We start from the raw sequence: 24,534 nt of genomic DNA on the forward strand, positions 1-24,534 counted from the left end.
ATTTGATAGGCCAAGTTTACTAATTTTTTGTGAAATTGAGGGTCGTTTTTTTGTTAAATAAGCCATTGCAGGACTATTTATTTGTAATTGCAATTTGATGTAACCCCACACAATCCAATCTATATAGAAGAAAGTATATTTTAATCTATAGAAATTAACTTTACGAGATTGCTTATGCCTAATTAACAAGTTAATTTTATTATGTTAAAATAAATTACTGATAAACACCAAAGCCTAAAAACTATTTTACATTAAAGCCCTTCTTACCTTTAATGATTATATTTACGCAAGTTCACCTTTCCTATTACTAAAAATAACACTTCACATCATTTCAATTATTTAGTTATGGTAAATTTTCAAAATCAACATCCAGCAGACGTGGCTGAGCAATTACGAGATATGGACAACGACGAAAGAAACTTGTCTTTTTTAATGCTTACACCTGAAAAAAAAACTGAGGTTTTTCGCTTTTTAGAACCATCATTTCAAATAAAAATCATTAAAGCTTTAGGAAACCAAGAGCTATCTGATGTTTTAAACAATCTACCTCCTGACAACAGAACTAAGCTATTTGAAAACTTTCCAGACTATCTTATTAAGACTTCCATAAACCTTCTAAACCCGAAAGAAAGAGAGATAGCCCTTAGTTTAATTGGCTATAAAAAAAATAGTATAGCCCGTTTGATGACGCCTCATTATATACAAACAAAAGCAGAAAAAACTGTTAGTGAAGTATTATCATTTATAAAAAAAGAAGGAAAAAAGGCAGAGACTTTAAACTTTGTTTATGTCGTAGATAATGAAAACAAACTCATTGACGACTTAAGAATTGGACAATTATTACTAGCTGAGTCGGATACAAAGATATCAGAACTAATGGATCATCACGTATTAGCCATTACCACTACAACTGCAGTAGAAGACGCTGTAGAGATTTTTGACAAATACGATCGCTCAGCCTTACCAATTATTACAGAAAGTGGTGTATTAGTGGGCATAGTAACTTTCGACGATATTTTAGACAGAGTTCAAGAACAAACCACTGAAGAAATTCAAAAATTTGGAGGTACTAAAGGGCTCGAAATGTCATACACAGAATCTACCCTTTTTGACCTTGTAAAGAAAAGAGCGAGTTGGTTAGTTATCTTATTTTTTGGAGAAATGCTCACCGCTTCAGCTATGGGGATTTTTGAAGGTGAAATTGAAAAAGCAGTTGTACTTGCGCTTTTTGTTCCTTTGATCATTTCAAGCGGTGGAAACTCTGGATCACAGGCAGCCTCATTGATTATTAGAGCTATGGCCTTAAAAGAATTAAAGCTAAAAGACTGGTGGTATGTAATGAAAAAAGAACTACTCTCTGGAGTGCTGCTTGGCGCAATTTTGGGATCTATAGGGTTTTTACGAATATTATTATGGCAAAAAATAGGATTTTACAATTACGGTGAGTTTTGGCTTGAAGTTGCATTAAGCGTTTCGGTTTCCTTAGTCTTTATTGTGCTTTGGGGAACTCTTTCAGGCTCTTTAATTCCATTTATATTGAAATCACTAAAGATGGATCCCGCGACAGCTTCGGCTCCATTTGTGGCAACATTAGTTGATGTTACTGGAATAATAATCTTCTTTTCGATTGCAGCATTTTTCCTAGCAGAAAAATTATTGTAGTCGATATTATTTTAAAAATAAAAAGCCATCCGCATCTGGATGGCTTTCATATATTTTTCAAACTTTTATAAAATTCACTGATGTATTAATCACGAATTAAAGGTAAAGTAGAGCAGCGAAGCAAACCTTCTTGCTTTGCAATCTCAGCATAAGGAACTTCTTCTACAGTAAATCCTTGCTCGCGCAGCCAAGTGTTTAATCTTGTAAAATTCTTTTCTGAAATAACTACATCTGGAGAAATCGAAAAAATATTACTATTCATGTCGTACATTTCTCTCTTGCTAATATGGAAGCAATTTTCTTTACCGAAGAAATTAACGAGCCACTCATACTCTTCTTCTACTAAAAATCCTTCTTTATGGATAATTACTTTCCCTCTACCTAATGGTTGGAAGCAGCAATCTAAATGAAGTGCATTATCTTCAGCCACAGTGTTGCTTTTTCTAAGGCTAAAAGATTTAACTGTTTTATGCGGGAACAATTTTCGAAGGTGTTCTACTCCCTTCATATTTGTTCTAGCCGTGATATAATCAGAATAATCATCACCGTAATATGTTCCAACAAAGATATAATCTCCCCAAGGCATTACGTCTCCACCTTCAATATGCGCAGCTTCTGGAAATTCAATTATTTTTGAAGGGTCTATTTCATCAATTACCGAATGAATAGCATCTATTTCTTTACTTCTATCTTCAAGAATATTGGCTTTAAAAAACTTATCTTCAATTACGAAGGCTATATCTCTAGTAAAAATTTGATTGTAGTCTTCTATCGAATCTGGACGGTAAACTTCTACGTTGTATTTTTCAAATACCGCAGCTACTGCTTCCATTTCCTTAACCATATCTTCATCTTTGGGATATGTACCTGCTTTTATATGTTCTGCAGATTTTGGATCGTAAGCGTCTTCCAATTTAGGAACAGGACCATTACTATCTGCGCGCCCGAGTACCACGGCACGTAGTCGTGAAATTTCGTCGTTAATATTCAGCTTTATCATAATAGCAAATATAGAAAAAGCACCTCTATACCGAAGTGCTTTTAATTTTATTAGAAATAATATTTATCTTTTTTCAACCGTTTTGAATTCGCGTAATTTTTCGCCAATATAAATTTGGCGTGGACGTCCAATTGGCTCCTTGTTTAAACGCATCTCTCTCCATTGCGCAATCCATCCTGGTAAACGACCTAATGCAAACATAGGCGTGAACATTTCAACTGGAATTCCTAAGGCACGGTATATAATACCTGAGTAAAAGTCAACGTTAGGATATAATTTTCTTTCTACGAAATATGGATCTTCTAAAGCCTCTTTTTCTAATGCTTTAGCGATATCTAAAATATCATCTTGAATACCAAGATTTTCTAAAACATCATCCGCAGCTTTCTTTATGATTTTAGCACGTGGGTCGAAATTTTTATAAACTCTATGACCAAAGCCCATTAATCTAAACGGATCGTTTTTATCTTTTGCTTTTGCCATGAATTTTTTAGTATCTCCACCGTCTGCCTTTATTTCTTCAAGCATTTCAATAACGGCTTGATTCGCACCACCGTGAAGTGGGCCCCATAAAGCTGCAATACCAGCTGAGATGGAAACAAATAATCCAGCGTGTGAAGACCCAACAATTCTCACTGTAGATGTAGAGCAGTTTTGCTCGTGGTCTGCGTGTAGAATCAACAATTTATCTAACGCTTTTAAAACAATTTCGTTAGTAGTGTAGTCTCCACTTGGCTTTTTGAACATCATCTTCAAAAAGTTGTCTACATAACCAAGTGTATCTCCACCATAGTCTAATGGAAGGCCCATACGTTTTCTGTATGTCCAAGCCGTTAGCACAGGGAACTTACCAAGAATCTTAACTATAGCTTTATACATGTCCTCCTCACTATCAACATTGACAGACGATGGATTAAAAGCTACTAAAGCTGAAGTTAAAGAAGACAACACGCCCATTGGGTGTGCAGCTTTTGGAAATCCATCCAAGATTCTTTTTACATCTTCGTCAACGTGTGACTGCGCTTTAATATCTTCATGAAATTTATTAAGCTGAACTTCAGTTGGCAATTCACCAAAAATTAGTAAATAGCATACCTCTAAAAAGTGTGCTTTTTCAGCAAGTTCTTCAATGGCATAACCTCGGTAACGCAACACTCCTTTTTCACCATCTAAAAATGTAATAGCACTTTCACAAGCACCCGTATTTTTATATCCAGGATCTAAAGTTACAACACCACCGGTACTGCTCCTTAGAGTTTTTACATCTATACCAATTTCATTTTCAGTTCCTTCCACTACTGGGAATTCATATTTTTTACCTTCTATTTCGAGGGTCGCCATCTTTGCCATAAAGTATCGTGTATATTTAATTTTTTCAGAATCGCTAAATTACAAAATTTCAAGCAATTTTTTTGAATTTTACCCATTAAGTTAGGTTAAAAAAACCTTAATATGCAGGGTATAGACATCATTTTTGTAGACATAAAAAAACCTCGTCTTAAACGAGGTTTTAATTTACTTTATAAATATCTAAATTTTAAAGGCATTTTGCTGTGGAAAGTATGCAACTTCACCTAATTGCTCCTCTATTCTGAGCAATTGATTGTATTTTGCCATTCTATCACTACGCGAGGCCGAACCAGTTTTTATTTGTCCACAGTTTAGTGCTACCGCAAGATCCGCAATAGTATTATCTTCTGTTTCACCGCTTCTATGACTCATCACCGAAGTATAACCTGCATTATGGGCCATATTTACAGCCGCTATAGTTTCGGTTAAAGTTCCAATCTGATTAACCTTAATAAGAATTGAATTAGCAATACTTTCTGAAATACCTCTAGAAAGTCTTTCGACGTTAGTTACAAATAAATCGTCACCTACTAACTGAACTTTATCACCAACCTTTTCGGTAAGATATTTCCAACCTTCCCAATCGTTCTCATCCATCCCATCTTCAATAGAAATAATTGGATATTTTGAACATAATTCGGCTAAATAATCTGCTTGCTCTGTAGAAGAACGTACTTTTCCTTTTTCGCCTTCAAATTTGGTGTAATCGTATTTACCATCAACATAAAATTCTGCCGCAGCACAATCCAATGCTATCATTATATCATCCCCTAATTTGTAACCAGCTTTTTCAGTAGCTTTGGCAATAGTATCTAATGCATCTTCTGTTCCGTCCAGCGTTGGCGCAAAACCACCTTCATCACCAACAGCAGTACTCAAACCGCGATCGTGTAAAACTTTTTTAAGGTTATGGAAAATTTCTGACCCCATTTGCATGGCATGAGCGAAATTTTTAGCCTTAACCGGCATAATCATAAATTCCTGAAATGCAATTGGTGCATCACTATGAGAACCACCATTAATAATATTCATCATTGGCACAGGAAGTGTTTTAGCACTTACTCCACCAACATATCTATATAAAGGCTGGCCCAATTCGTTAGCCGCTGCTTTAGCACAAGCCAAAGAAACTCCTAAAATAGCATTGGCTCCAAGGTTTCCTTTGTTTGGAGTACCATCTAGCTCCATCATTGTTTTGTCTATAAGACCTTGTTCAAATACAGAAACACCTAATAGTGTACCTGCAATTTTTCCATTTACATTTTCAACGGCATTTAAAACGCCTTTGCCCATGTAGTCTTTTCCACCGTCACGAAGTTCTACAGCTTCGTGTTCCCCGGTTGAAGCTCCTGATGGCACAGCAGCACGGCCCATATATCCATTTTCAGTAATTACGTCAACCTCTATAGTAGGGTTTCCTCTAGAATCGAAAATCTGTCTAGCATTGATGTCGATAATGATACTCATTGCAATGTTATTAATTGTTAGTTGTTAATTGTTAAGTACTATACTACTTGTGTTTTTCTATTATATCAATAAATTGATCAAAAAGGTATGACGCATCGTGTGGTCCAGGACTTGCTTCTGGATGATATTGCACAGAAAAAGCAGGCTTGTTTTTCAGACGAATCCCAGCTGCGGTATGATCGTTTAAGTGTTCGTGTGTTATTTCTATATTCGGATTAGCCTCGGCTTCTTCCCTGTTGATTGCGAAACCGTGGTTTTGAGAAGTAATTTCACCTTTACCTGTAATAAGATTCATTACTGGGTGGTTAATACCACGATGACCGTTGTGCATTTTATAAGTAGAAACTCCATTTGCTAGAGCTAACATTTGATGTCCTAAACAAATTCCAAACATTGGAAGCTCCTTATCTAGGATAGTTTTTACAACTTCGATTGCACTGTTTAACGGCTCTGGATCACCAGGACCATTTGAAATAAAGTATCCATCTGGCTTAAAAGCTTCTAAATCTTCAAAACTTGAATTGTATGGGAATACTTTAATATAACAATCACGCTCGGCAAGCATTCTTAAAATATTCTTTTTAATCCCAAGATCTAAAGCTGAAACTTTATACTTAGCATTCTCATCTCCGTAGAAATAAGGTTCTTTAGTCGAAACTTTCGAAGCTAACTCTAAGCCATCCATATTTGGAACATCGGCTAATTGCTTTTTTAAGCCTTCAATATTATCTACTTCCGTAGAAATTACGGCATTCATCGCTCCGTTATCTCGTATGTAATTTACTAAAGCTCTAGTATCTACATCACTAATAGCAAGTAAATTATTTCTATTTATAAATTCTTCTAGCGAGTCGTCAGCTGCCGGACGTGAATAGTGGTAACTAAAATTACGCACCACCAAGCCAGCAATTTTAACACCTTCCGATTCTACTTCTTCTTTATTAGTACCATAATTCCCGATGTGAGCATTAGTGGCTACCATAATTTGACCAAAATACGAGGGGTCTGTAAAAATCTCTTGATACCCCGTCATACCAGTATTAAAACATACTTCGCCAAAGGCCGAGCCTTCTTTGTTTCCAACTGCTTTTCCGTAGAACACAGTTCCATCTGCTAATAAAATAAGTGCTTTTTTTCGTGTTTGATATTTCATCTTTTGAAGGCTTTCAACCCATCGAAAATCTCTGGGTGACAATTATTAGGTTTCTCAAAAATCTTTGCAAAAATAGTATAAAAAAAAGGGATAAACGAAAACGCTTATCCCTTTGTTATTTTATGAATAAAAAATCATTTATTCTTCTTCTTTTTTAGCTTGTGTAGCTTTTGCTGGAGCAGCTTTTGCGGCACCGCTTCCGCGACGACTTCTACGAGTAGATTTCTTCTTGGTTGCTTTACCAACATTGTAGATCTCGTTGAAATCAACTAGCTCTATCATTGCCATATCAGCATTATCACCTAGACGATTACCCAACTTAATAATACGAGTGTAACCTCCTGGACGATCACCTACTTTTGGCGCAATAGTTCTAAAAAGCTCTACAACTGCATCTTTTTGACGCAATTTAGCCATAACCAAACGACGATTATGAGTAGTATCTTCTTTAGACTTAGTTACTAATGGCTCAACAAATTGCTTAAGCGCTTTTGCTTTAGCAACCGTAGTGTTAATTCTCTTGTGTTCGATAAGAGAACTTGCCATGTTAGCCAACATTGAGTGCCTGTGGGCGGTTTTTCTTCCTAAGTGATTGTGTTTTTTTCCGTGTCTCATGACATTTTAGTTTTCATCATCTTGCTACAAAATCCGTTCATCGGAGAGCAAACTATGATGGGTTAATTTTATAGATTTGAGATAATAGACGTGAGATATGAGACTAAAATCTAACATTTCACGTCTAAGGCCTCAAGTCTGTTCTAATCTTTATCTAATTTATATTTTGCAAGGTCCATCCCGAAGTTTAGGCCTTTAACACTCACTAACTCTTCAAGCTCTGTAAGTGATTTTTTACCGAAGTTACGGAACTTCATCAAGTCATTCTTGTTGTAAGATACAAGGTCTCCCAAGGTATCAACTTCAGCAGCCTTTAAACAGTTTAGTGCACGAACCGAAAGATCCATATCAACTAATTTAGTTTTTAGCAACTGACGCATATGAAGAGATTCCTCATCATAAGTTTCAGTTTGTGCAATCTCATCAGCCTCTAATGTTATGCGCTCATCGCTGAACAACATAAAGTGGTGGATTAATGTTTTTGCAGCCTCAGTTAATGCATCTTTTGGATGAATTGATCCGTCTGTTTGGATTTCGAAAACCAATTTTTCGTAATCTGTTTTCTGCTCTACACGGAAGTTTTCAATGCTGTACTTCACATTTTTAATTGGAGTGTAGATAGAATCTGTAAAGATAGTTCCTAAAGGAGCATTGGCTTTTTTGTTCTCTTCTGCAGGAACATAACCGCGGCCTTTTTCGATAGTAATTTCGAAATTAAGGTTTACCTTCTTATCCATATTGCAAAGAACCATATCTGGGTTCAATACTTGGAAACCTGAAATAAATTTTTGGAAATCGCCAGCCTTTAACTGATCTTTTCCAGAAACTGAAATAGTAACTGTTTCGTTATCTATTTCTTCAATTTGTCTTTTGAAACGAACTTGTTTCAGGTTCAAAATAATTTCGGTAACATCTTCCACTACTCCGGCAATGGTAGAAAATTCGTGATCCACGCCTTCGATACGTACCGAAGTGATGGCGAATCCTTCCAAAGAGGATAGTAATACGCGTCTTAATGCGTTACCAATGGTAAGACCATAACCTGGTTCCAAAGGACGAAATTCAAATTTCCCTTCGAAATCGGTAGAGTTTACCATTATAACTTTATCAGGCTTCTGAAAACTAAATACTGCCATAATTGACTTTCTGTGTTTTTTATTATTTAGAATATAATTCTACAATCAACTGTTCGTTGATGTTTTCTGGAATTTGGATACGCTCAGGAATAGAAACGAAAGTCCCTTCCTTTTTCTCTCCGTTCCAAGTGATCCACTCATAAACGTGACTTGCGTTAGCCAATGAATCGTTGATTGCTGAAAGAGATTTTGATTTCTCTCTAACTGCCACTACATCTCCAGGCTTAAGTTGGTAAGATGGAATGTTTACTTTTTCACCATTTACAGTGATGTGTCTGTGAGAAACAAGTTGTCTAGCACCTGAACGTGTAGGAGAAATTCCCATTCTGTACACTACATTGTCTAAACGAGACTCACACATTTGAAGCAATACCTGACCTGTAATTCCAGGAGCAGCGTTTGCTTTCTTAAACATATTTCTGAACTGACGCTCTAAAATACCGTAAGTGTATTTTGTTTTTTGCTTTTCAGCAAGTTGAATTGCGTATTCAGATTTTTTTCCACGACGACGTGTGTTACCATGTTGTCCTGGAGGGTAATTTCTTTTTTCGAAAGATTTGTCGTCTCCGAAGATTGCTTCCCCGAATTTACGGGCGATTTTAGTTTTTGGACCAGTATATCTTGCCATTTTTAATTTAAGGTTTTGAAGAAAAACTAAATTAAGGTCTTTTTATAGAGAACACTTGGAGGCGCAATAAATTGCACCTCAAGCTCTCGATCCTTTAGTTTTTAAATTCCTTCAGATTGATATTTACTATATATTAAACTCTTCTTCTCTTAGGAGGACGGCATCCGTTGTGCGGCATTGGAGTAACATCGATAATTTCAGTTACTTCAATTCCTGCATTGTGGATAGATCTTATTGCAGATTCTCTTCCGTTTCCTGGACCTTTTACGTAAACTTTTACTTTACGTAAACCAGCGTCATGTGCAACTTTTGCACAATCTTCTGATGCCAACTGAGCAGCGTAAGGAGTATTTTTCTTAGATCCACGGAAACCCATTTTACCGGCTGAGGACCAAGAGATAACATCTCCATTCTTATTTGTTAACGATACGATAATGTTGTTAAAAGAAGCTGTAATATGTGCCTCACCAACAGATTCAACATTAACTTTACGTTTTTTAACTTGTTTTGTAGTCTTAGACGTTGTCTTTGCCATAACTCTAGGTTTTATTTAGTTGCTTTTTTCTTGTTAGCAACAGTTTTACGTTTTCCTTTTCTAGTACGAGAGTTATTCTTAGTACGTTGTCCTCTTAATGGAAGACCTGTTCTGTGACGAATACCTCTGTAACAACCAATATCCATTAAGCGCTTAATGCTTAATTGAACTTCACTACGTAATTCACCTTCGATTTTGAACGATCCAACAGCGTCACGAATAGCACCGATTTCATCATCGTTCCATTCACTTACTTTTTTATCTTCGTCAACTCCGGCTTTGTTCAGAATATCTTGGGCACGGCTTCTACCGATTCCAAAGATATACGTTAACGCGATTACACCCCTTTTGTGCTTCGGGATATCTACACCTGCGATTCTTGCCATAACTTATCCTTGTCTTTGTTTGAACTTTGGGTTCTTTTTGTTAATTACATATAATCTACCTTTTCTGCGTACAATTTTGCAGTCGGCACTTCTCTTTTTTACGGATGCTCTTACTTTCATCTCTCTTTGATTTAATTTATTGTTCAATGAACCTGTGAGGTCCGTTGTTTAGTATCTGTATGTTATTCTCGCCTTAGTTAAATCGTAAGGGCTCATTTCAAGCTTTACTTTATCACCAGGCAACAATTTAATATAATGCATACGCATTTTTCCAGAAATGTGAGCGGTTACAATATGACCATTTTCCAATTCAACACGAAACATAGCATTTGAAAGCGCTTCAACTATACTCCCATCTTGCTCAATTGCGTTTTGTTTTGCCATTTTTTATTATAATTTAAATTAAAGGTGATTTTTAAAGAGTGCAAAAGTACAATAAACTTTTTAAAATCTCATACTTACACTTTAAATAGTTCACCCTATTACATTTAAGCTACCGCTTTTCTGTTTTTTCCTGTTTTCATTAAGCCATCGTAATGACGATTTAATAAGTAGGAGTTTACTTGTTGCATGGTGTCGATAGCCACACCTACCATAATTAGTAGTGATGTACCACCATAGAATAATGCCCAACCTTGTTGGATCCCCATCAACTTAACTACGAATGCAGGGAAAATTGCAATAAGTGCTAGGAAGATAGAACCCGGAAAGGTAATTTGAGACATAATTCGATCTAGATATTCTGCAGTTTGACTTCCTGGCTTAATACCTGGAATAAATCCACCACTTCTTTTTAAGTCATCAGCCATTTTGTTCGTAGGAACAGTAATAGCAGTGTAGAAGTATGTGAAAATAATAATCAAGATTGCGAATACTACGTTATACCAAAGGCCAAATATATCACTAAATGTAGCTTGAACACCTTGAGCGAACTCGCTATCAGATAAACTAGCAACTGCAGATGGCACAAACATAATTGCTTGCGCAAAGATGATTGGCATTACTCCAGATGCATTTAGCTTTAATGGAATAAATTGACGAGCACCAAAAATATTCTTTTCATATCCGCCACTCGCTGTTCTTCTTGCATATTGTACTGGTATTTTACGAACAGCCATTACCAACATAATTGATAATAGAATAATCACAAACCAAATAACCAATTCAATAAGAATCATAATCAAACCTCCGTTTGATTCCATTACTCTTGAAACAAATTCTTGAGCAAACGATTGTGGCATATTTGCGATGATACCCACCATAATAAGTATGGAAATACCATTACCAACACCTTTGTCGGTAATTTTCTCACCTAACCACATAGCGAATATTGTTCCTGTTACAAGTATAATTACAGAGGAAACATAGAACATAAGGCTTTGCCCCATTACAAATGCTTCAGGTGGCACTCCCATTGCTGGAAGACCTGCAAGGTAACTTGGCGCCTGAACCAAACATATACCGATAGTTAACCATCTAGTAATTTGATTGATTTTTTTACGGCCACTTTCTCCTTCTTTCTGTAATTTTTGTAGGTATGGAACAGCAATTTGCATTAACTGTACTACAATAGAAGCTGAAATATAAGGCATAATACCTAAAGCAAAAACAGAAGCGTTGGCAAAAGCCCCTCCTGTAAATGCGTTTAGTAAACCACCAATACCGCCAGTGTCAAATTGACCTGCGAACTGTGCCAACATATCTGCATCTATTCCAGGTAATACTACTTGCGCACCAAAACGGTACACTAATAGCATTCCTAACGTAAGCAAGATGCGGTTACGTAGCTCTTCTATTTTCCAAACATTTTTTAAGGTATCGATAAATTTCATCCCTATCTTTTGTTACAATATTACTACTTCACCTCCGGCAGCTTCAATAGCTTCTTTTGCCGAGGCAGTAAACTTGTGCGCAGATACTTTCAGTTTTGCTTTTATCTCTCCTCTACCTAAAATCTTAACCATTTCATTTTTTCCAGCAAGACCTAAACCAAATAAGGTTTCAAAGTCAACGGCATCTTTTATTTTCTTGTCGTCAACCAATTGTTGTAAAGTATCGATATTGATACCTTTATACTCCTTACGGTTGATGTTTGTAAATCCAAACTTAGGAACACGACGTTGTAATGGCATCTGACCACCTTCAAATCCAAGTTTCTTTGAATATCCTGAACGTGATTTTGCACCTTTATGTCCGCGGGTAGCAGTGCCACCTTTTCCGGAACCTTGTCCGCGACCTACTCGCTTGCCTTTGTTTTTCGCCGATCCTGCGGCGGGTTGTAAGTTACTTAAATCCATTTTTTCGTGTTTCCTTATTTAGTTTCAACTGAAACTAAGTGATTAACTTTATTGATCATACCAAGTATGCTTGGCGTATCTTCGTGTTCTATGGTTTGTCCTATTTTACGTAGGCCAAGTGCTTCCATAGTTTGTTTTTGGTCTTTTGGGCGATTAATTACGCTTCTAACCTTTGTTACTTTTATTTTTGCCATCGCTTTGATATTTATCCTTTGAATACTTTTTCAAGTGAAATCCCACGTTGGTCAGCGATTGTTTGAGCACTACGCATTTGCAACAGCGCGTCAAAAGTTGCTTTAACAACGTTATGTGGGTTTGATGATCCTTGAGATTTTGACAATACATCGTGTACTCCAACAGCTTCAAGTACCGCACGCACAGGTCCACCAGCGATAACTCCTGTACCAGGCGCAGCTGGGATAAGGTTTACGCGAGCTCCACCGTACTTACCTTTTTGCTCGTGTGGAAGCGTTACTTTGTTAAGTGGAATACGAACTAAGTTTTTCTTAGCATCTTCAATAGCTTTTGCTATTGCGCTAGCAACGTCTTTGGATTTCCCAAGACCTTGTCCAACCACTCCTTTCTCATCTCCAACAACTACAATAGCTGAAAATCCGAAGGCACGACCACCTTTGGTCACCTTGGTTACACGTTGTACACCTACCAAACGGTCTTTTAAGTCAAGACCTCCTGGTTTTACTAATTCTACGTTTTTATAATCTTGATACATAATTTTACTTAGAATTTAAGGCCACCTTCTCGTGCACCTTCAGCTAATGATTTTACTCTTCCGTGGTATAGGTAACCGCCTCTGTCGAAAGCGATGGTTTCAACACCAGCTTTAACAGCTTTTTCTGCGATTAATTTCCCAACCATTTTTGCAGCTTCAACTTTATTTACTTTTGAAGCGTCTATCTCTTTATCTCTTGAAGATGCAGCGGTAATGGTTTTTCCATTTACATCGTCAATTATTTGAGCGTATATTTCTTTGTTGCTTCTGTAAACAGCCAAACGTGGACGACTTTCAGTCCCCTCAACCGTTTTTCTGATTCGCATGCGCAAACGCTCTCTTCTTTCGTATTTTGATAATGCCATAACTCTATTTGTTATGCAGATTTACCTGCTTTTCTTCTTAATTGTTCACCTACAAACTTGATACCTTTTCCTTTGTAAGGTTCTGGCTTACGGAAACTACGAATTTTTGCAGCTACCTGTCCAACTAATTGCTTGTCGTGCGAAGTTAGTTTTACAATCGGGTTCTTACCTTTATCAGATACTGTTTCCACTTTTACCTCTGGAGCGATATCCATAACGATGTTATGTGAAAAACCTAAAGCTAAATCTAATTTTTGTCCTTGGTTGCTCGCGCGGTATCCCACACCAACCAATTCTAATTCTTTAGTCCAACCTTTACTAACACCCTCAATCATATTATTAACTAAAGCTCTGTATAGACCGTGTCTTGCAGTGTGATCTTTAGAGTCTGAAGGGCGTTCCACTATTACGTGGTCATCTTCTACTTTCATGGTTATATCAGCGTATTCCTGAGATAACTCACCTAATTTTCCTTTTACGGTAATTACGTTGTCTTTAATATCAACTGTAACTCCTTGTGGGATTGCTACCGGGTTTTTACCTATTCTTGACATTTCTTTGTCTATTTTTTAGTAAACGTAACACAATACTTCACCTCCTACATTCTGAGCTTTAGCTTGCTGTCCTGTCATAACTCCTGAAGAAGTTGACACAATAGCAATACCTAATCCGTTCAGAATACGTGGAAGTTCTGTTGAACCTGCGTATTTACGTAAACCTGGTTTACTAATTCTTTGAATTTTCTTGATCACTGGCTCTTTGGTAAGCTTATCATATTTAAGAGCGATTTTGATGATACCCTGTGGAGTACTTTCGTCATCAAATTTGTAGCTCAATATGTAACCCTGATCAAAAAGGATTTTTGTAATCTCCTTTTTAAGATTTGACGCTGGAATCTCTACTACGCGATGTCCGGCTTTTGCAGCATTTCTAACCCTAGTTAGATAATCTGAAATTGGATCTATATTCATTTATTGATATTTGCGGTTGTGGTTTTTGCCCGTTAATCGAAACAAACCTTCAACCAATTTATATTAAGTTTTGGAACAAATTAATGTTCTTACCAAGATGCTTTACGAACACCAGGAATAAGGCCTTGGTTAGCCAATTCACGGAAAGTAACACGTGAAATTCCAAAAGTTCTCATATACCCTCTTGGTCTTCCTGTAAGTTTACAACGGTTATGTAAACGTACTGGAGAGGCATTTTTAGGCAGTTTTTGCAAACCTTCCCAGTCACCAGCTTCTTTTAAAGCTTTGCGCTTGGCTGCATATTTTGCTACCATTTTCTGTCTCTTAACCTCACGGGCTTTCATTGATTCTTTAGCCATCTCTTAGTTCTTTTTAAAGGGTAACCCTAATTCTTGTAATAATGATTTCGCTTCCTTATCGGTCTTAGCTGAAGTAACAAATGTAATATTCATTCCTTCAATCTTCTTCACTTTATCGATATCGATTTCAGGGAAGATAATTTGCTCGGTAATTCCTAAAGAGTAATTCCCTCTTCCGTCAAAACCTGTTGCTTTAATTCCGTTAAAGTCACGTACCCTAGGCAATGCTGAAGTAACCAATCTATCAAAAAATTCGTACATGCGCTCTCCACGTAAGGTAACTTTTACACCAATTGGCATACCTTTACGTAATTTGAAGTTTGCAACGTCTTTCTTAGAGATAGTTGGAACCGCTTTTTGCCCGGTTATCTTAGTAAACTCATCAACCGAATAGTCAATAAGTTTCTTATCAGCTACTGCTGCACCCACTCCGCGGGAAACAACAATACGCTCTAATTTTGGTACTTGCATGACGTTTGTGTAACCAAATTCGTCAGTAAGAGCATTGATCACTCTGCTTTTGTACTCGTCTTTAAGTCTTGGTGAATATGCCATAACTATATTGCTTGATTCGATTGTTTTGAAAACCGTACTTTTTTACCATCTTCCATTTTATATCCTACTCTTGTAGCTTTTCCAGATTTTGGATCTACTAGAGATAGGTTTGAAATATGGATAGGAGCTTCTTTCTTAACGATACCACCTTGTGGGTTAGCAGCGCTAGGTTTCTCATGTTTAGAAACCATATTTACTCCTTCTACGATTGCTTTGTTTTTGTCAAGGAATGTTTTCATTACCTTACCTTCTGAACCTTTATGGTCTCCGGCAGTAACTACTACTGTATCTCCCGATTTTATTTTAAGCTTTGTCATCTTAGTTTTCATATTAAAGCACCTCTGGTGCCAATGATACTATTTTCATAAATTGCTTGTCGCGAAGTTCTCTTGCTACCGGTCCAAATACACGTGTTCCTCTCATTTCACCTTGTGGGTTTAATAAAACACATGCATTATCATCGAAACGGATGTAAGAACCATCAGGTCTTCTAATTTCCTTAACAGTACGTACTACTACTGCTGTAGAAACTGCACCTTTCTTAATGTTTCCATTAGGAGTAGCTTCTTTTACTGAAACTACTATTTTATCACCTATAGAAGCATACCTTCTTTTTGTACCGCCTAATACACGGATGCAAAGTACTTCTTTAGCACCGGTATTATCTGCGACTTTGAGTCTTGATTCTTGTTGTAACATAATTACTTCGCTCTTTCAATTATTTCTACTAATCTCCAACATTTGGTTTTACTTAAAGGTCTTGTTTCCATGATCCTTACTGTATCACCTTCATTGCAGTTGTTTGTCTCGTCGTGTGCAACGTATTTTTTCGTCTTTGTCACGAACTTTCCGTACATAGGGTGCTTTAATTTCTTAACCTCTGCAACTACAATAGACTTATCCATTTTGTTACTGGTTACTACACCGATACGTTCTTTTCTTAAATTTCTTTTAATTTCTTCCATCTTTCAGCTGTACAATTATTGCACTTCTCTATTAGTTAGTTCAGTCGCTATTCTTGCTATCACTCTTCTTTGAGATCTTAGTTGAATTGGATTTTCCAACGGTGAAATGGTGTGAGCCATTTTTAGGTCTACATAGGCTTTTTTAGTTTCAGCAAATGTTTCCTGAAGTTCTGCCGTTGTTGCTTTCTTAATTTCTGATTGTTTCATCTTTCAAAAAATTATGCTTGGAAATCCCGAGACATTACAAATTTAGTTTTTACTGGAAGCTTTTGTGCTGCAAGGCGCAATGCTTCTTTAGCTGTTTCAATTGGTACACCAGATACTTCGAAAAGTATTCTACCTGGTTTTACTACAGCAGCGTAATATTCAACAGCACCCTTACCTTTACCCATACGTACTTCAAGAGGTTTTTTGGTAATTGGCTTATCTGGGAAAATCATAATCCAGATAGACCCCTCTCTTTTCATAAAACGAGTAGCAGCAATACGAGCAGCTTCAATTTGTCTAGCTGTAAGAAATTCTGATTCCAACGATTTTATACCGAAGGTACCATATGCTAATTGATTACCTCGTCCGGCATCACCTTTCATACGGCCTTTTTGATGTTTACGGTATTTTGTTCTTTTAGGTTGTAACATTTTCTTCTGTTTAAAAAATTACTTTCTACGGCGTGCTTTGTTGCCACCGCGTCCTTGAGCACCTTTACCACCTTTTTTGCCAGTCGAAAGACCAACTAGTGGAGAAAGTTCTCGCTTTCCATATACTTCGCCTTTCATAATCCATACTTTAACACCCAATCTACCATAAGTAGTGTGTGCCTCAACTAAAGCGTAGTCAATATCGGCTCTAAAAGTTGACAATGGGATACGACCTTCTTTATAAGATTCTGAACGAGCCATTTCCGCTCCATTCAAACGTCCTGAAATCTGAACCTTAATACCTTCTGCATTCATACGCATTGTTGCTGCAATAGCCATTTTAATTGCACGACGGTATGAAATACGGCTTTCAATTTGGCGTGCAATACTAGCAGCTACCAAATACGCGTCTAATTCAGGTCTTTTGATCTCATGAATGTTGATCTGTACCTCTTTGTCTGTAATTTTTTTAAGCTCTTCTTTTAGCTTGTCTACTTCCTGTCCACCTTTCCCAATAATAATACCAGGACGGGCAGTGGTTATAGTAACGGTTACAAGCTTAAGCGTACGCTCAATAATTACTCTACTCACACTAGCTTTACTTAAACGAGCGTGGATATATTTCCTGATCTTGTCGTCTTCGGCTAATTTATCGCCGTAGTCGTTGCCTCCGTACCAGTTGGATTCCCAACCTCTAATGATACCTAAGCGATTTCCGATTGGATTTGTCTTCTGTCCCATTTAATTAATTGCTTTGTGTGTTATCGTTAGCTGCCAATACCAGTGTTACGTGGTTGGAGCGTTTTCTAATTCTGTGTGCACGGCCTTGTGGTGCAGGACGAAGTCTTTTTAACATCGTACCACCATCCACACGGATTTCTTTAACAAAAAGATCTGCGTCTTCAATTGAAGCATCTTCGTTCTTTTGCTGCCAGTTTGCAATAGCAGATAAAAGTAACTTCTCTAATTTACGAGAAGATTCTTTTGAACTAAATCTCAATATGTTAAGTGCTTTATCTATTTTCTCACCACGTACCAAGTCTGCCATTAAACGCATCTTTCTTGGTGAAGTGGGGCAATTGTTCAATTTAGCAAAGTATAATGTTTTCTTCGCCTCCTTGATTGCTTCTGCTCTTTCTCTTTTACGAACTCCCATGGCCTATTATTTTTTACCTTTGTTTTTAGCACCTGCATGACCACGGAATGATCTTGTAGGTGAAAATTCTCCTAGTTTGTGCCCTACCATGTTTTCTGTTACATATACAGGAACAAATTGACGTCCGTTATGAACAGCAATGGTTTGACCAACAAAATCTGGAGTAATCATAGAAGCACGTGACCAAGTTTTGATAACGGTCTTCTTATTACCTTCAACATTTTGCTGAACTTTCTTGTCTAGTTTATAATGAACGTACGGTCCTTTTTTTAACGATCTTGCCATAACTTATTTCTTTCTACGTTCTAAGATATATTTATTACTTGCTTTCGTTCTAGTACGTGTTCTGTAACCTTTTGCAGGTATACCATTTCTAGAACGTGGGTGTCCTCCTGAAGCTTTACCTTCACCACCACCCATTGGGTGATCAACAGGGTTCATAACAACTGGTCTTGTACGAGGTCTTCTTCCTAACCATCTGCTTCTACCAGCTTTACCTGATACTAACAATTGATGATCATGATTAGAAACCGCTCCAATAGTAGCTAAACAATTAGCCAATACCAATCTAGTTTCACCAGATGGTAATTTAATAGTTGCATACTTACCTTCACGAGCCATAAGCTGTGCGAAAGTACCTGCACTTCTAGCCATTACCGCGCCTTGTCCTGGACGAAGCTCGATGCAAGAAATAACTGTACCTAAAGGGATTGCCGAAAGTGGCATTGCGTTTCCAATTTCTGGAGCAACTGAGTCACCAGAAACAATATTTTGTCCAACTTGTAGTCCGCTTTGCGCAATTACATATCGCTTTTCACCATCTTGGTAGTTTAAAAGCGCGATAAACGCTGTACGGTTTGGATCGTATTCAATACTAGCAACTGTAGCAGGAATTCCCGCTTTATTGCGTTTGAAGTCGATAATTCGATATCTTCTTTTGTGACCACCACCTTTGTAGCGCATGGTCATTTTTCCTTGACTGTTTCTACCACCAGATTTTTTAATCGGAGCAAGTAAAGACTTCTCCGGCTTATCGGTTGTAATGGCGTCAAAACCATTAACAACCCTAAAACGCTGACCTGGGGTGATTGGTTTTAATTTTCTTACTGACATTTTCGTCTAATTAGATCTAAGTTATCTTAGATGTTACTGTAAAAATCTATTGTATCACCTTCCGCCACCTGTACGATTGCTTTTTTATAAGCATTCGTTTTACCAGTTTGGACACCTGTTTTTGTATAACGGGTCTTCCTATCAGGGCGGACATTTATTGTGCGAACTTTTTCAACAGAAACTCCGTAAGTGGCCTCAACCGCTTTCTTGATTTCTATCTTATTCGCCTTTGGGTTCACTACGAAACCAAAAACATTATTGTCTTCAGCATCTTTAGTAGCTTTTTCCGTAATTATAGGTTTAATTAAGATGTTCATCCTGCTTCTATTTACTTAAGTTTGTTTCAATTCCTTCCAAAGAACCTTCAAACAGCACTAAACTGTTTGCATTCATAATTTTATATGTACTTAATTGTGAGCTAGTTACAACTTCAGTACCCTTCAAATTGCGAGAGGACAAATATACATTATTATTTAAGTCTCCCAACACAAATAAAGATTTTTTATCGTCTAGTCCTAAGTTCTTTAAAACCGACACAAAATTCTTTGTCTTAGGTGCATCAAAATTCAACTCTTCCATAACGTAAATCGCTTTGTTATTTGCCTTCATAGATAGGGCAGATTTACGAGCTAAACGCTTAAGGTTTTTGTTTAATTTGAATGAGTAGTTACGTGGACGAGGTCCAAACATTCTACCACCACCTTTAAAAACACCAGACTTGATGCTACCCGCACGAGCAGTACCAGTTCCTTTTTGTTTCTTTATCTTTCTAGTAGAACCAGCGATCTCAGCGCGTTCTTTTGATTTATGCGTTCCTTGTCTTTGATTTGCAAGGTATTGCTTTACATCAAGATAAACTGCGTGATTGTTAGGCTCTATTCCGAACACATCTGCAGAAAGTTCAACTTTTCTACCTGTGTCTTTTCCATTAATGTCTAATACAGCTACCTTCATTATTTCTCAATCATTACATAAGAGTTTTTGTGCCCTGGGATTGCTCCTTTAACAACAAGTAAGTTCTTTTCAGCAACTACTTTTAAAACTCTTAAATTTTCTACTTTTACTCTTTCGTTGCCCATTTGTCCAGCCATACGCATTCCTTTGAATACTCTCGCAGGATATGATGCAGCTCCAATAGAACCTGGCGCACGTAAACGATTGTGCTGACCGTGTGTAGCTTGTCCTACACCGCCAAAACCGTGACGCTTAACAACTCCTTGAAAACCTTTACCTTTAGATGTACCTACTACATCAACGTACTCTCCTTCGGTAAAAAGTTCCACAGTAAGTGTGTCACCTAATTTGTAATCTTCTTCAAAATACTTGAATTCGGCGACTTTGCGTTTTGCAACGGTTCCTGCTTTTTTGGCGTGCCCTTCAGCAGCTTTAGTAGCAGTCTTCTTGTCATCGAAACCAAGTTGAAGAGCTTCGTACCCGTCAACCTCTTTGGTTCTGACTTGGGTAACAACACAGGGCCCTGCTTCAATAACGGTACACGGAATATTCTTTCCGTTCTCGTCAAAGATGCTGGTCATCCCTATCTTTCTTCCAATTAACCCAGACATATTTATTAAATTAAAAATTATGAATTCCACATGCAGAAGTCGATTCCTACATCCTTCCTTCGATTGTTTACTATATTTATTTGAAAAACAAAAGGGATCAAAATAAATTCGATCCCGAATGTTACTTTGTTTTCCGTTTTTCCGTCGCTAACAAGCTCGGGACATTTTAGTGTTTCTAAATTCAGCGATCTGAATTCGAAATTTAATTACACTTTAATCTCTACTTCTACACCACTTGGCAACTCTAACTTCATTAGAGCGTCAATCGTTTTTGAAGAAGAACTGTAGATATCCAACAGCCTTTTGTAAGAACTTAATTGGAATTGCTCTCTACTCTTCTTGTTTACGTGTGGAGAACGTAATACAGTAAAGATTTTTTTATGTGTTGGTAAAGGGATTGGCCCTGTTACTACAGCTCCAGTACTCTTTACGGTCTTTACGATTTTTTCAGCAGATTTGTCCACCAAATTGTGATCGTAAGATTTTAGTTTAATTCTAATTTTTTGACTCATTGCTGAAATTATTATTCGTTAGCGGTTCCTCTTGCTGCTGCAATAACACTTTCTGATATATTAGAAGGTGTTTCAGCATAATGTGAAAATTCCATTGTTGAAGTAGCACGACCTGATGATAACGTTCTTAATGTAGTTACATAACCAAACATTTCAGAAAGTGGCACTTCAGCCTTGACAACTTTAGCACCGGCACGGTCACTCATACTAGAGATTGTTCCACGACGACGGTTAAGGTCACCAACTATATCACCCATGTTTTCTTCAGGTGTAAGCACCTCAAGCTTCATAATAGGCTCAAGAATTACAGCTCCAGCTTTTTTAGCAACTTCTTTGAAACCAATTTTTGCTGCCAATTCAAAAGAAAGTGCATCGGAATCCACAGGGTGGAAAGAACCATCTTTTAAAGTAACTTTCATAGCATCAACCTCGAAGCCCGCAAGTGGACCATTAAGCATTGCTTGAGTGAAACCTTTTTCTACAGCTGGGATAAATTCTTTCGGTACATTTCCTCCTTTTATAGAGTTAATGAATTCCAAACCAACCTTTCCTTCTTCAGCCGGCTCAAGGGTAAACACAATATCTGCGAATTTACCACGACCACCAGATTGCTTCTTGTAAACTTCTCTATGGTCTGCAACTTTAGTTACAGCTTCTTTATACTCAACTTGTGGTTGACCTTGACTTACTTCTACTTTAAATTCGCGACGTAAACGATCAACGATTACATCTAAGTGAAGCTCACCCATTCCAGAGATAATTGTTTGTCCAGAAGCTTCGTCTGTACGAACTTGGAATGTTGGATCTTCTTCAGCAAGCTTAGATAAAGCCATACCTAATTTATCAACATCCGCTTTTGTTTTTGGCTCTACCGCAACCCCGATTACTGGGTCTGGGAAGTCCATACTCTCCAAAATAATTGGATGCTTTTCGGCTGTAAGTGTATCACCAGTTTTAATATCTTTAAAACCAACACCTGCACCAATATCTCCAGCTTCAATAAAATCGATAGCATTTTGCTTATTAGCGTGCATTTGGTAAATACGAGATATACGTTCTTTATTACCTGTACGGTTATTTAAAACATATGACCCTGCATCTAAATGCCCAGAGTAAGCGCGGAAGAAAGCTAAACGACCTACGAATGGGTCAGTAGCAATCTTAAATGCAAGTGCTGCGAAAGGATCCTCAACACTTGGCTTACGTAATTCTTCTTCTTCTGTATCAGGATTAATCCCTACAATACCTTCTTTATCCATTGGAGAAGGCAAGTAACGACAAACAGCGTCAATTAAGAACTGTACTCCTTTATTTTTAAATGAAGAACCACAAATCATTGGAATAATGCTCATATCCATTACAGCAGCACGAAGAGCAGCATGCACTTCATCCTCAGTAATAGAATCTTCATCTTCCATATATTTTTCTAGAAGGTTTTCGTCGTAAGCAGCAACTTCTTCAATAAGTTTACCGCGGTACATACGAACTTCCTCTTTCATATCTTCAGGAATTTCAACAACGTCGAAAGTTGATCCGAATGTTTCATCATGCCAAACAATAGCACGGTTTTTCACTAAATCAACAATTCCTTTAAAATCAATCTCTTCACCTAATGGCAATACGATAGGCACTGCATTAGAACCTAACATATCTTTAACCTGCTGGCACACGCCTAAGAAGTTAGACCCATTACGGTCCATCTTATTAACGAACCCAATACGAGGCACCTTATAGTTATCAGCAAGTCTCCAGTTTGTTTCAGATTGTGGCTCTACACCATCAACAGCACTAAACAAGAAAACCAACCCATCTAGCACACGCAATGAACGGTTTACCTCTACGGTAAAATCTACGTGACCAGGAGTATCGATTATATTAAAGTGGTATTCTTTAGTTTCTGGTAATGGTTGTGCATTTTCCATTGGAAATTTCCACTTACAAGTAGTAGCAGCAGAAGTAATTGTAATACCACGCTCTTGCTCTTGCTCCATCCAGTCCATAGTAGCAGACCCTTCGTGAGTTTCTCCTAACTTATGGTTTACCCCAGTATAAAAAAGGATACGTTCTGTAGTTGTTGTTTTACCGGCATCAATATGCGCGGCGATTCCGATATTTCTTGTGTATTTTAAATCTCTTCCCATTGTTTAGAATCTGAAATGTGAGAATGCCTTATTAGCTTCTGCCATTTTATGAGTATCCATGCGTTTTTTAACCGCAGCTCCTTCCTCCTTTGCAGCAGCAAGAATCTCAGCAGCTAATTTAGCAGCCATAGATTTCTCGTTTCTTTTTCTTGAATATGTAATTAACCATTTCATTGCTGTTGCAATTTTACGGTCTGGACGAATTTGCATAGGAATTTGGAAGGTCGCCCCACCAACTCTACGACTACGCACCTCTACGTGAGGCATAACATTAGAAAGAGCGTCTTTCCAAAGTTCTAACGCAGTTTTTTCGTCGTCTTGCTTTTTTTCTTCTACAATATCAATTGCATCGTAGAAAACTTTAAAAGCCACACTCTTTTTTCCATCCCACATCATGTTGTTTACAAAACGCGTAACCAACTGGTCGTTAAACCGTGGATCTGGTAAAAGGGGTCTTTTTTTGGCCTGTTTTTTTCTCATCTGTTGTTTTGTTAATTGTTAATCGTCAATGCTAATTATACAACCTAAGCTATAAAGCATCAGCTATTAACCGTTTTCATTTTACTTCTTTGGGCGTTTTGCTCCATACTTAGATCTACGTTGCGTGCGGCCTGCAACACCTGCGGTGTCTAAAGCTCCACGAACAATGTGGTATCTAACTCCTGGCAAATCTTTTACCCTTCCACCTCTAACCAATACTATCGAGTGCTCTTGGAGATTATGACCTTCGCCTGGGATGTATGCGTTAACTTCTTTACCATTTGTAAGCCTTACCCTTGCAACTTTACGCATTGCAGAGTTAGGTTTTTTAGGCGTAGTAGTATATACACGCGTACAAACACCACGACGTTGTGGGCATGAATCCAAAGCAACCGATTTACTCTTCTTGGTTATTCTGGTTCTTCCTTTACGTACTAATTGTGAAATTGTTGGCATATAAAATATGTATTATTACTGTTTAAAAATAAAACACCCCTATTTTTAGGGGATGCAAATGTAGAATAAATTTTTTACTAATCAAACCATACTGAATTAATTTTCAGCATACTTCCAATTTTTTTTCATAAAAGAGACGAAATAGGAAGTTGAAGCTTTAATTTTGAAGAATGCAAACTTAAACTTATTAAAATCACTCAACAACAATTAAATACCATATCACGTTTAAGGTTATTCAATAAAAAAAAGAAACTCAATATAAGTAAACACACTTTGCTTACCTAATTGTAAAGCCTACA

At 37.3% G+C, this 24,534-nt stretch carries 37 protein-coding genes; 1 reads left to right on the forward strand and 36 read right to left on the reverse strand.

Annotation, left to right across the window (positions count from 1 at the left end; genetic code table 11):
* Positions 1–345 precede the first annotated feature (345 nt).
* Entirely contained in the window at positions 346–1,662 is a 1,317-nt protein-coding gene (mgtE, locus tag K8344_RS08725; protein WP_237608346.1) for a magnesium transporter, read from the forward strand.
* An 85-nt stretch (positions 1,663–1,747) separates the two neighbouring features.
* Here the strand turns inward: mgtE and K8344_RS08730 are convergent, their stop codons facing one another.
* The 36 genes from K8344_RS08730 to rpsL all read right to left on the reverse strand — a co-directional run bounded on the left by K8344_RS08730 (position 1,748) and on the right by rpsL (position 24,235).
* Entirely contained in the window at positions 1,748–2,662 is a 915-nt protein-coding gene (locus tag K8344_RS08730) for a dimethylarginine dimethylaminohydrolase family protein (protein WP_237608347.1), read from the reverse strand.
* Between the two features lie 63 nt (positions 2,663–2,725).
* Positions 2,726–4,012 (reverse strand): citrate synthase, encoded by a 1,287-nt coding sequence (locus K8344_RS08735; RefSeq protein ID WP_237608348.1) that lies wholly within the window; start codon positions 4,010–4,012, stop codon positions 2,726–2,728.
* Between the two features lie 180 nt (positions 4,013–4,192).
* Positions 4,193–5,479, reverse strand: coding sequence for a phosphopyruvate hydratase (eno, locus tag K8344_RS08740; RefSeq protein ID WP_237608349.1), 1,287 nt, complete (start codon positions 5,477–5,479; stop codon positions 4,193–4,195).
* 43 nt (positions 5,480–5,522) lie between these two features.
* Positions 5,523–6,632 (reverse strand): glutamine-hydrolyzing carbamoyl-phosphate synthase small subunit, encoded by a 1,110-nt coding sequence (gene carA, locus K8344_RS08745; protein ID WP_237608350.1) that lies wholly within the window; start codon positions 6,630–6,632, stop codon positions 5,523–5,525.
* Positions 6,633–6,770: 138 nt separating this feature from the next.
* On the reverse strand, positions 6,771–7,247 hold the full coding sequence (rplQ, locus tag K8344_RS08750) for a 50S ribosomal protein L17 (RefSeq protein ID WP_237608351.1): 477 nt from the start codon (positions 7,245–7,247) through the stop codon (positions 6,771–6,773).
* A 143-nt stretch (positions 7,248–7,390) separates the two neighbouring features.
* The gene (locus K8344_RS08755) at positions 7,391–8,383 is read right to left on the reverse strand and encodes a DNA-directed RNA polymerase subunit alpha (protein WP_139855386.1); all 993 of its coding nucleotides are present in this window, start codon (positions 8,381–8,383) and stop codon (positions 7,391–7,393) included.
* 22 nt (positions 8,384–8,405) lie between these two features.
* Positions 8,406–9,011, reverse strand: a complete 606-nt coding sequence (gene rpsD / locus K8344_RS08760) for a 30S ribosomal protein S4 (protein ID WP_237608352.1) — start codon at positions 9,009–9,011, stop codon at positions 8,406–8,408.
* 133 nt (positions 9,012–9,144) lie between these two features.
* Positions 9,145–9,546 carry a 30S ribosomal protein S11 gene (gene rpsK / locus K8344_RS08765; protein WP_139855388.1) on the reverse strand — a complete coding sequence of 134 codons (402 nt, stop codon included), beginning with the start codon at positions 9,544–9,546 and terminating at the stop codon, positions 9,145–9,147.
* Between the two features lie 11 nt (positions 9,547–9,557).
* Positions 9,558–9,932 carry a 30S ribosomal protein S13 gene (gene rpsM, locus K8344_RS08770; protein WP_139855389.1) on the reverse strand — a complete coding sequence of 125 codons (375 nt, stop codon included), beginning with the start codon at positions 9,930–9,932 and terminating at the stop codon, positions 9,558–9,560.
* Between the two features lie 3 nt (positions 9,933–9,935).
* Complete coding sequence (ykgO, locus tag K8344_RS08775; RefSeq protein ID WP_009779203.1) at positions 9,936–10,052, reverse strand: type B 50S ribosomal protein L36; 117 nt, start codon at positions 10,050–10,052, stop codon at positions 9,936–9,938.
* Between the two features lie 48 nt (positions 10,053–10,100).
* Complete coding sequence (infA, locus tag K8344_RS08780; RefSeq protein ID WP_139855390.1) at positions 10,101–10,316, reverse strand: translation initiation factor IF-1; 216 nt, start codon at positions 10,314–10,316, stop codon at positions 10,101–10,103.
* A 104-nt stretch (positions 10,317–10,420) separates the two neighbouring features.
* A complete protein-coding gene (gene secY / locus K8344_RS08785) occupies positions 10,421–11,764 on the reverse strand; it encodes a preprotein translocase subunit SecY (RefSeq protein ID WP_237608353.1) in 1,344 nt (447 codons plus the stop codon).
* Between the two features lie 12 nt (positions 11,765–11,776).
* Positions 11,777–12,229, reverse strand: a complete 453-nt coding sequence (rplO, locus tag K8344_RS08790) for a 50S ribosomal protein L15 (protein ID WP_139855392.1) — start codon at positions 12,227–12,229, stop codon at positions 11,777–11,779.
* Between the two features lie 14 nt (positions 12,230–12,243).
* Entirely contained in the window at positions 12,244–12,423 is a 180-nt protein-coding gene (rpmD, locus tag K8344_RS08795) for a 50S ribosomal protein L30 (RefSeq protein WP_139855393.1), read from the reverse strand.
* Between the two features lie 11 nt (positions 12,424–12,434).
* The gene (gene rpsE / locus K8344_RS08800) at positions 12,435–12,959 is read right to left on the reverse strand and encodes a 30S ribosomal protein S5 (protein WP_139855394.1); all 525 of its coding nucleotides are present in this window, start codon (positions 12,957–12,959) and stop codon (positions 12,435–12,437) included.
* An 8-nt stretch (positions 12,960–12,967) separates the two neighbouring features.
* A complete protein-coding gene (gene rplR / locus K8344_RS08805; RefSeq protein ID WP_237608354.1) occupies positions 12,968–13,324 on the reverse strand; it encodes a 50S ribosomal protein L18 in 357 nt (118 codons plus the stop codon).
* 11 nt (positions 13,325–13,335) lie between these two features.
* On the reverse strand, positions 13,336–13,878 hold the full coding sequence (gene rplF, locus K8344_RS08810; protein ID WP_237608355.1) for a 50S ribosomal protein L6: 543 nt from the start codon (positions 13,876–13,878) through the stop codon (positions 13,336–13,338).
* A gap of 15 nt (positions 13,879–13,893) precedes the next feature.
* Positions 13,894–14,295 carry a 30S ribosomal protein S8 gene (rpsH, locus tag K8344_RS08815; RefSeq protein ID WP_139855397.1) on the reverse strand — a complete coding sequence of 134 codons (402 nt, stop codon included), beginning with the start codon at positions 14,293–14,295 and terminating at the stop codon, positions 13,894–13,896.
* A gap of 89 nt (positions 14,296–14,384) precedes the next feature.
* Positions 14,385–14,654, reverse strand: a complete 270-nt coding sequence (gene rpsN / locus K8344_RS08820) for a 30S ribosomal protein S14 (RefSeq protein ID WP_237608356.1) — start codon at positions 14,652–14,654, stop codon at positions 14,385–14,387.
* Between the two features lie 3 nt (positions 14,655–14,657).
* Positions 14,658–15,209, reverse strand: coding sequence for a 50S ribosomal protein L5 (gene rplE / locus K8344_RS08825; protein ID WP_139855399.1), 552 nt, complete (start codon positions 15,207–15,209; stop codon positions 14,658–14,660).
* A gap of 2 nt (positions 15,210–15,211) precedes the next feature.
* Entirely contained in the window at positions 15,212–15,526 is a 315-nt protein-coding gene (gene rplX / locus K8344_RS08830) for a 50S ribosomal protein L24 (protein WP_237608357.1), read from the reverse strand.
* A 13-nt stretch (positions 15,527–15,539) separates the two neighbouring features.
* The gene (gene rplN / locus K8344_RS08835) at positions 15,540–15,908 is read right to left on the reverse strand and encodes a 50S ribosomal protein L14 (RefSeq protein WP_045079247.1); all 369 of its coding nucleotides are present in this window, start codon (positions 15,906–15,908) and stop codon (positions 15,540–15,542) included.
* 2 nt (positions 15,909–15,910) lie between these two features.
* The gene (gene rpsQ, locus K8344_RS08840) at positions 15,911–16,174 is read right to left on the reverse strand and encodes a 30S ribosomal protein S17 (protein WP_139855401.1); all 264 of its coding nucleotides are present in this window, start codon (positions 16,172–16,174) and stop codon (positions 15,911–15,913) included.
* A gap of 15 nt (positions 16,175–16,189) precedes the next feature.
* On the reverse strand, positions 16,190–16,381 hold the full coding sequence (rpmC, locus tag K8344_RS08845) for a 50S ribosomal protein L29 (protein WP_237608358.1): 192 nt from the start codon (positions 16,379–16,381) through the stop codon (positions 16,190–16,192).
* A gap of 11 nt (positions 16,382–16,392) precedes the next feature.
* A complete protein-coding gene (rplP, locus tag K8344_RS08850) occupies positions 16,393–16,812 on the reverse strand; it encodes a 50S ribosomal protein L16 (RefSeq protein WP_237608359.1) in 420 nt (139 codons plus the stop codon).
* 18 nt (positions 16,813–16,830) lie between these two features.
* The gene (gene rpsC, locus K8344_RS08855) at positions 16,831–17,553 is read right to left on the reverse strand and encodes a 30S ribosomal protein S3 (protein ID WP_139855403.1); all 723 of its coding nucleotides are present in this window, start codon (positions 17,551–17,553) and stop codon (positions 16,831–16,833) included.
* A 4-nt stretch (positions 17,554–17,557) separates the two neighbouring features.
* Complete coding sequence (gene rplV / locus K8344_RS08860) at positions 17,558–17,968, reverse strand: 50S ribosomal protein L22 (protein WP_139855404.1); 411 nt, start codon at positions 17,966–17,968, stop codon at positions 17,558–17,560.
* A 6-nt stretch (positions 17,969–17,974) separates the two neighbouring features.
* Positions 17,975–18,253, reverse strand: a complete 279-nt coding sequence (rpsS, locus tag K8344_RS08865; RefSeq protein ID WP_139855405.1) for a 30S ribosomal protein S19 — start codon at positions 18,251–18,253, stop codon at positions 17,975–17,977.
* A gap of 3 nt (positions 18,254–18,256) precedes the next feature.
* Positions 18,257–19,081 (reverse strand): 50S ribosomal protein L2, encoded by an 825-nt coding sequence (rplB, locus tag K8344_RS08870; RefSeq protein ID WP_139855406.1) that lies wholly within the window; start codon positions 19,079–19,081, stop codon positions 18,257–18,259.
* A gap of 26 nt (positions 19,082–19,107) precedes the next feature.
* Positions 19,108–19,398, reverse strand: a complete 291-nt coding sequence (gene rplW, locus K8344_RS08875) for a 50S ribosomal protein L23 (protein WP_139855407.1) — start codon at positions 19,396–19,398, stop codon at positions 19,108–19,110.
* Between the two features lie 7 nt (positions 19,399–19,405).
* On the reverse strand, positions 19,406–20,035 hold the full coding sequence (rplD, locus tag K8344_RS08880) for a 50S ribosomal protein L4 (protein WP_139855408.1): 630 nt from the start codon (positions 20,033–20,035) through the stop codon (positions 19,406–19,408).
* On the reverse strand, positions 20,035–20,646 hold the full coding sequence (gene rplC / locus K8344_RS08885) for a 50S ribosomal protein L3 (protein WP_139855409.1): 612 nt from the start codon (positions 20,644–20,646) through the stop codon (positions 20,035–20,037). The genes rplD and rplC overlap by 1 nt, the downstream gene beginning before the upstream one ends.
* A gap of 206 nt (positions 20,647–20,852) precedes the next feature.
* Positions 20,853–21,158, reverse strand: coding sequence for a 30S ribosomal protein S10 (gene rpsJ / locus K8344_RS08890; RefSeq protein ID WP_010181931.1), 306 nt, complete (start codon positions 21,156–21,158; stop codon positions 20,853–20,855).
* Positions 21,159–21,169: 11 nt separating this feature from the next.
* The gene (fusA, locus tag K8344_RS08895; protein WP_237608360.1) at positions 21,170–23,299 is read right to left on the reverse strand and encodes an elongation factor G; all 2,130 of its coding nucleotides are present in this window, start codon (positions 23,297–23,299) and stop codon (positions 21,170–21,172) included.
* A gap of 3 nt (positions 23,300–23,302) precedes the next feature.
* The gene (rpsG, locus tag K8344_RS08900) at positions 23,303–23,779 is read right to left on the reverse strand and encodes a 30S ribosomal protein S7 (RefSeq protein WP_139855411.1); all 477 of its coding nucleotides are present in this window, start codon (positions 23,777–23,779) and stop codon (positions 23,303–23,305) included.
* An 81-nt stretch (positions 23,780–23,860) separates the two neighbouring features.
* A complete protein-coding gene (gene rpsL, locus K8344_RS08905; RefSeq protein ID WP_073215344.1) occupies positions 23,861–24,235 on the reverse strand; it encodes a 30S ribosomal protein S12 in 375 nt (124 codons plus the stop codon).
* Positions 24,236–24,534 lie beyond the last annotated feature (299 nt).

The organism is Aequorivita xiaoshiensis, from assembly GCF_022008395.1.
Lineage (GTDB): Bacteria > Bacteroidota > Bacteroidia > Flavobacteriales > Flavobacteriaceae > Aequorivita > Aequorivita xiaoshiensis.

What these genes read in the sequence shown, in the direction of transcription:
- mgtE (WP_237608346.1), top strand. Translation starts at nt 346, where the DNA reads ATGGTAAATTTTCAAAATCAACATCCAGCAGACGTGGCTGAGCAATTA.
- K8344_RS08730 (WP_237608347.1), bottom strand. Translation starts at nt 2,662, where the DNA reads ATGATAAAGCTGAATATTAACGACGAAATTTCACGACTACGTGCCGTG.
- K8344_RS08735 (WP_237608348.1), bottom strand. Translation starts at nt 4,012, where the DNA reads ATGGCAAAGATGGCGACCCTCGAAATAGAAGGTAAAAAATATGAATTC.
- eno (WP_237608349.1), bottom strand. Translation starts at nt 5,479, where the DNA reads ATGAGTATCATTATCGACATCAATGCTAGACAGATTTTCGATTCTAGA.
- carA (WP_237608350.1), bottom strand. Translation starts at nt 6,632, where the DNA reads ATGAAATATCAAACACGAAAAAAAGCACTTATTTTATTAGCAGATGGA.
- rplQ (WP_237608351.1), bottom strand. Translation starts at nt 7,247, where the DNA reads ATGAGACACGGAAAAAAACACAATCACTTAGGAAGAAAAACCGCCCAC.
- K8344_RS08755 (WP_139855386.1), bottom strand. Translation starts at nt 8,383, where the DNA reads ATGGCAGTATTTAGTTTTCAGAAGCCTGATAAAGTTATAATGGTAAAC.
- rpsD (WP_237608352.1), bottom strand. Translation starts at nt 9,011, where the DNA reads ATGGCAAGATATACTGGTCCAAAAACTAAAATCGCCCGTAAATTCGGG.
- rpsK (WP_139855388.1), bottom strand. Translation starts at nt 9,546, where the DNA reads ATGGCAAAGACAACGTCTAAGACTACAAAACAAGTTAAAAAACGTAAA.
- rpsM (WP_139855389.1), bottom strand. Translation starts at nt 9,932, where the DNA reads ATGGCAAGAATCGCAGGTGTAGATATCCCGAAGCACAAAAGGGGTGTA.
- ykgO (WP_009779203.1), bottom strand. Translation starts at nt 10,052, where the DNA reads ATGAAAGTAAGAGCATCCGTAAAAAAGAGAAGTGCCGACTGCAAAATT.
- infA (WP_139855390.1), bottom strand. Translation starts at nt 10,316, where the DNA reads ATGGCAAAACAAAACGCAATTGAGCAAGATGGGAGTATAGTTGAAGCG.
- secY (WP_237608353.1), bottom strand. Translation starts at nt 11,764, where the DNA reads ATGAAATTTATCGATACCTTAAAAAATGTTTGGAAAATAGAAGAGCTA.
- rplO (WP_139855392.1), bottom strand. Translation starts at nt 12,229, where the DNA reads ATGGATTTAAGTAACTTACAACCCGCCGCAGGATCGGCGAAAAACAAA.
- rpmD (WP_139855393.1), bottom strand. Translation starts at nt 12,423, where the DNA reads ATGGCAAAAATAAAAGTAACAAAGGTTAGAAGCGTAATTAATCGCCCA.
- rpsE (WP_139855394.1), bottom strand. Translation starts at nt 12,959, where the DNA reads ATGTATCAAGATTATAAAAACGTAGAATTAGTAAAACCAGGAGGTCTT.
- rplR (WP_237608354.1), bottom strand. Translation starts at nt 13,324, where the DNA reads ATGGCATTATCAAAATACGAAAGAAGAGAGCGTTTGCGCATGCGAATC.
- rplF (WP_237608355.1), bottom strand. Translation starts at nt 13,878, where the DNA reads ATGTCAAGAATAGGTAAAAACCCGGTAGCAATCCCACAAGGAGTTACA.
- rpsH (WP_139855397.1), bottom strand. Translation starts at nt 14,295, where the DNA reads ATGAATATAGATCCAATTTCAGATTATCTAACTAGGGTTAGAAATGCT.
- rpsN (WP_237608356.1), bottom strand. Translation starts at nt 14,654, where the DNA reads ATGGCTAAAGAATCAATGAAAGCCCGTGAGGTTAAGAGACAGAAAATG.
- rplE (WP_139855399.1), bottom strand. Translation starts at nt 15,209, where the DNA reads ATGGCATATTCACCAAGACTTAAAGACGAGTACAAAAGCAGAGTGATC.
- rplX (WP_237608357.1), bottom strand. Translation starts at nt 15,526, where the DNA reads ATGACAAAGCTTAAAATAAAATCGGGAGATACAGTAGTAGTTACTGCC.
- rplN (WP_045079247.1), bottom strand. Translation starts at nt 15,908, where the DNA reads ATGTTACAACAAGAATCAAGACTCAAAGTCGCAGATAATACCGGTGCT.
- rpsQ (WP_139855401.1), bottom strand. Translation starts at nt 16,174, where the DNA reads ATGGAAGAAATTAAAAGAAATTTAAGAAAAGAACGTATCGGTGTAGTA.
- rpmC (WP_237608358.1), bottom strand. Translation starts at nt 16,381, where the DNA reads ATGAAACAATCAGAAATTAAGAAAGCAACAACGGCAGAACTTCAGGAA.
- rplP (WP_237608359.1), bottom strand. Translation starts at nt 16,812, where the DNA reads ATGTTACAACCTAAAAGAACAAAATACCGTAAACATCAAAAAGGCCGT.
- rpsC (WP_139855403.1), bottom strand. Translation starts at nt 17,553, where the DNA reads ATGGGACAGAAGACAAATCCAATCGGAAATCGCTTAGGTATCATTAGA.
- rplV (WP_139855404.1), bottom strand. Translation starts at nt 17,968, where the DNA reads ATGGGAGTTCGTAAAAGAGAAAGAGCAGAAGCAATCAAGGAGGCGAAG.
- rpsS (WP_139855405.1), bottom strand. Translation starts at nt 18,253, where the DNA reads ATGGCAAGATCGTTAAAAAAAGGACCGTACGTTCATTATAAACTAGAC.
- rplB (WP_139855406.1), bottom strand. Translation starts at nt 19,081, where the DNA reads ATGTCAGTAAGAAAATTAAAACCAATCACCCCAGGTCAGCGTTTTAGG.
- rplW (WP_139855407.1), bottom strand. Translation starts at nt 19,398, where the DNA reads ATGAACATCTTAATTAAACCTATAATTACGGAAAAAGCTACTAAAGAT.
- rplD (WP_139855408.1), bottom strand. Translation starts at nt 20,035, where the DNA reads ATGAAGGTAGCTGTATTAGACATTAATGGAAAAGACACAGGTAGAAAA.
- rplC (WP_139855409.1), bottom strand. Translation starts at nt 20,646, where the DNA reads ATGTCTGGGTTAATTGGAAGAAAGATAGGGATGACCAGCATCTTTGAC.
- rpsJ (WP_010181931.1), bottom strand. Translation starts at nt 21,158, where the DNA reads ATGAGTCAAAAAATTAGAATTAAACTAAAATCTTACGATCACAATTTG.
- fusA (WP_237608360.1), bottom strand. Translation starts at nt 23,299, where the DNA reads ATGGGAAGAGATTTAAAATACACAAGAAATATCGGAATCGCCGCGCAT.
- rpsG (WP_139855411.1), bottom strand. Translation starts at nt 23,779, where the DNA reads ATGAGAAAAAAACAGGCCAAAAAAAGACCCCTTTTACCAGATCCACGG.
- rpsL (WP_073215344.1), bottom strand. Translation starts at nt 24,235, where the DNA reads ATGCCAACAATTTCACAATTAGTACGTAAAGGAAGAACCAGAATAACC.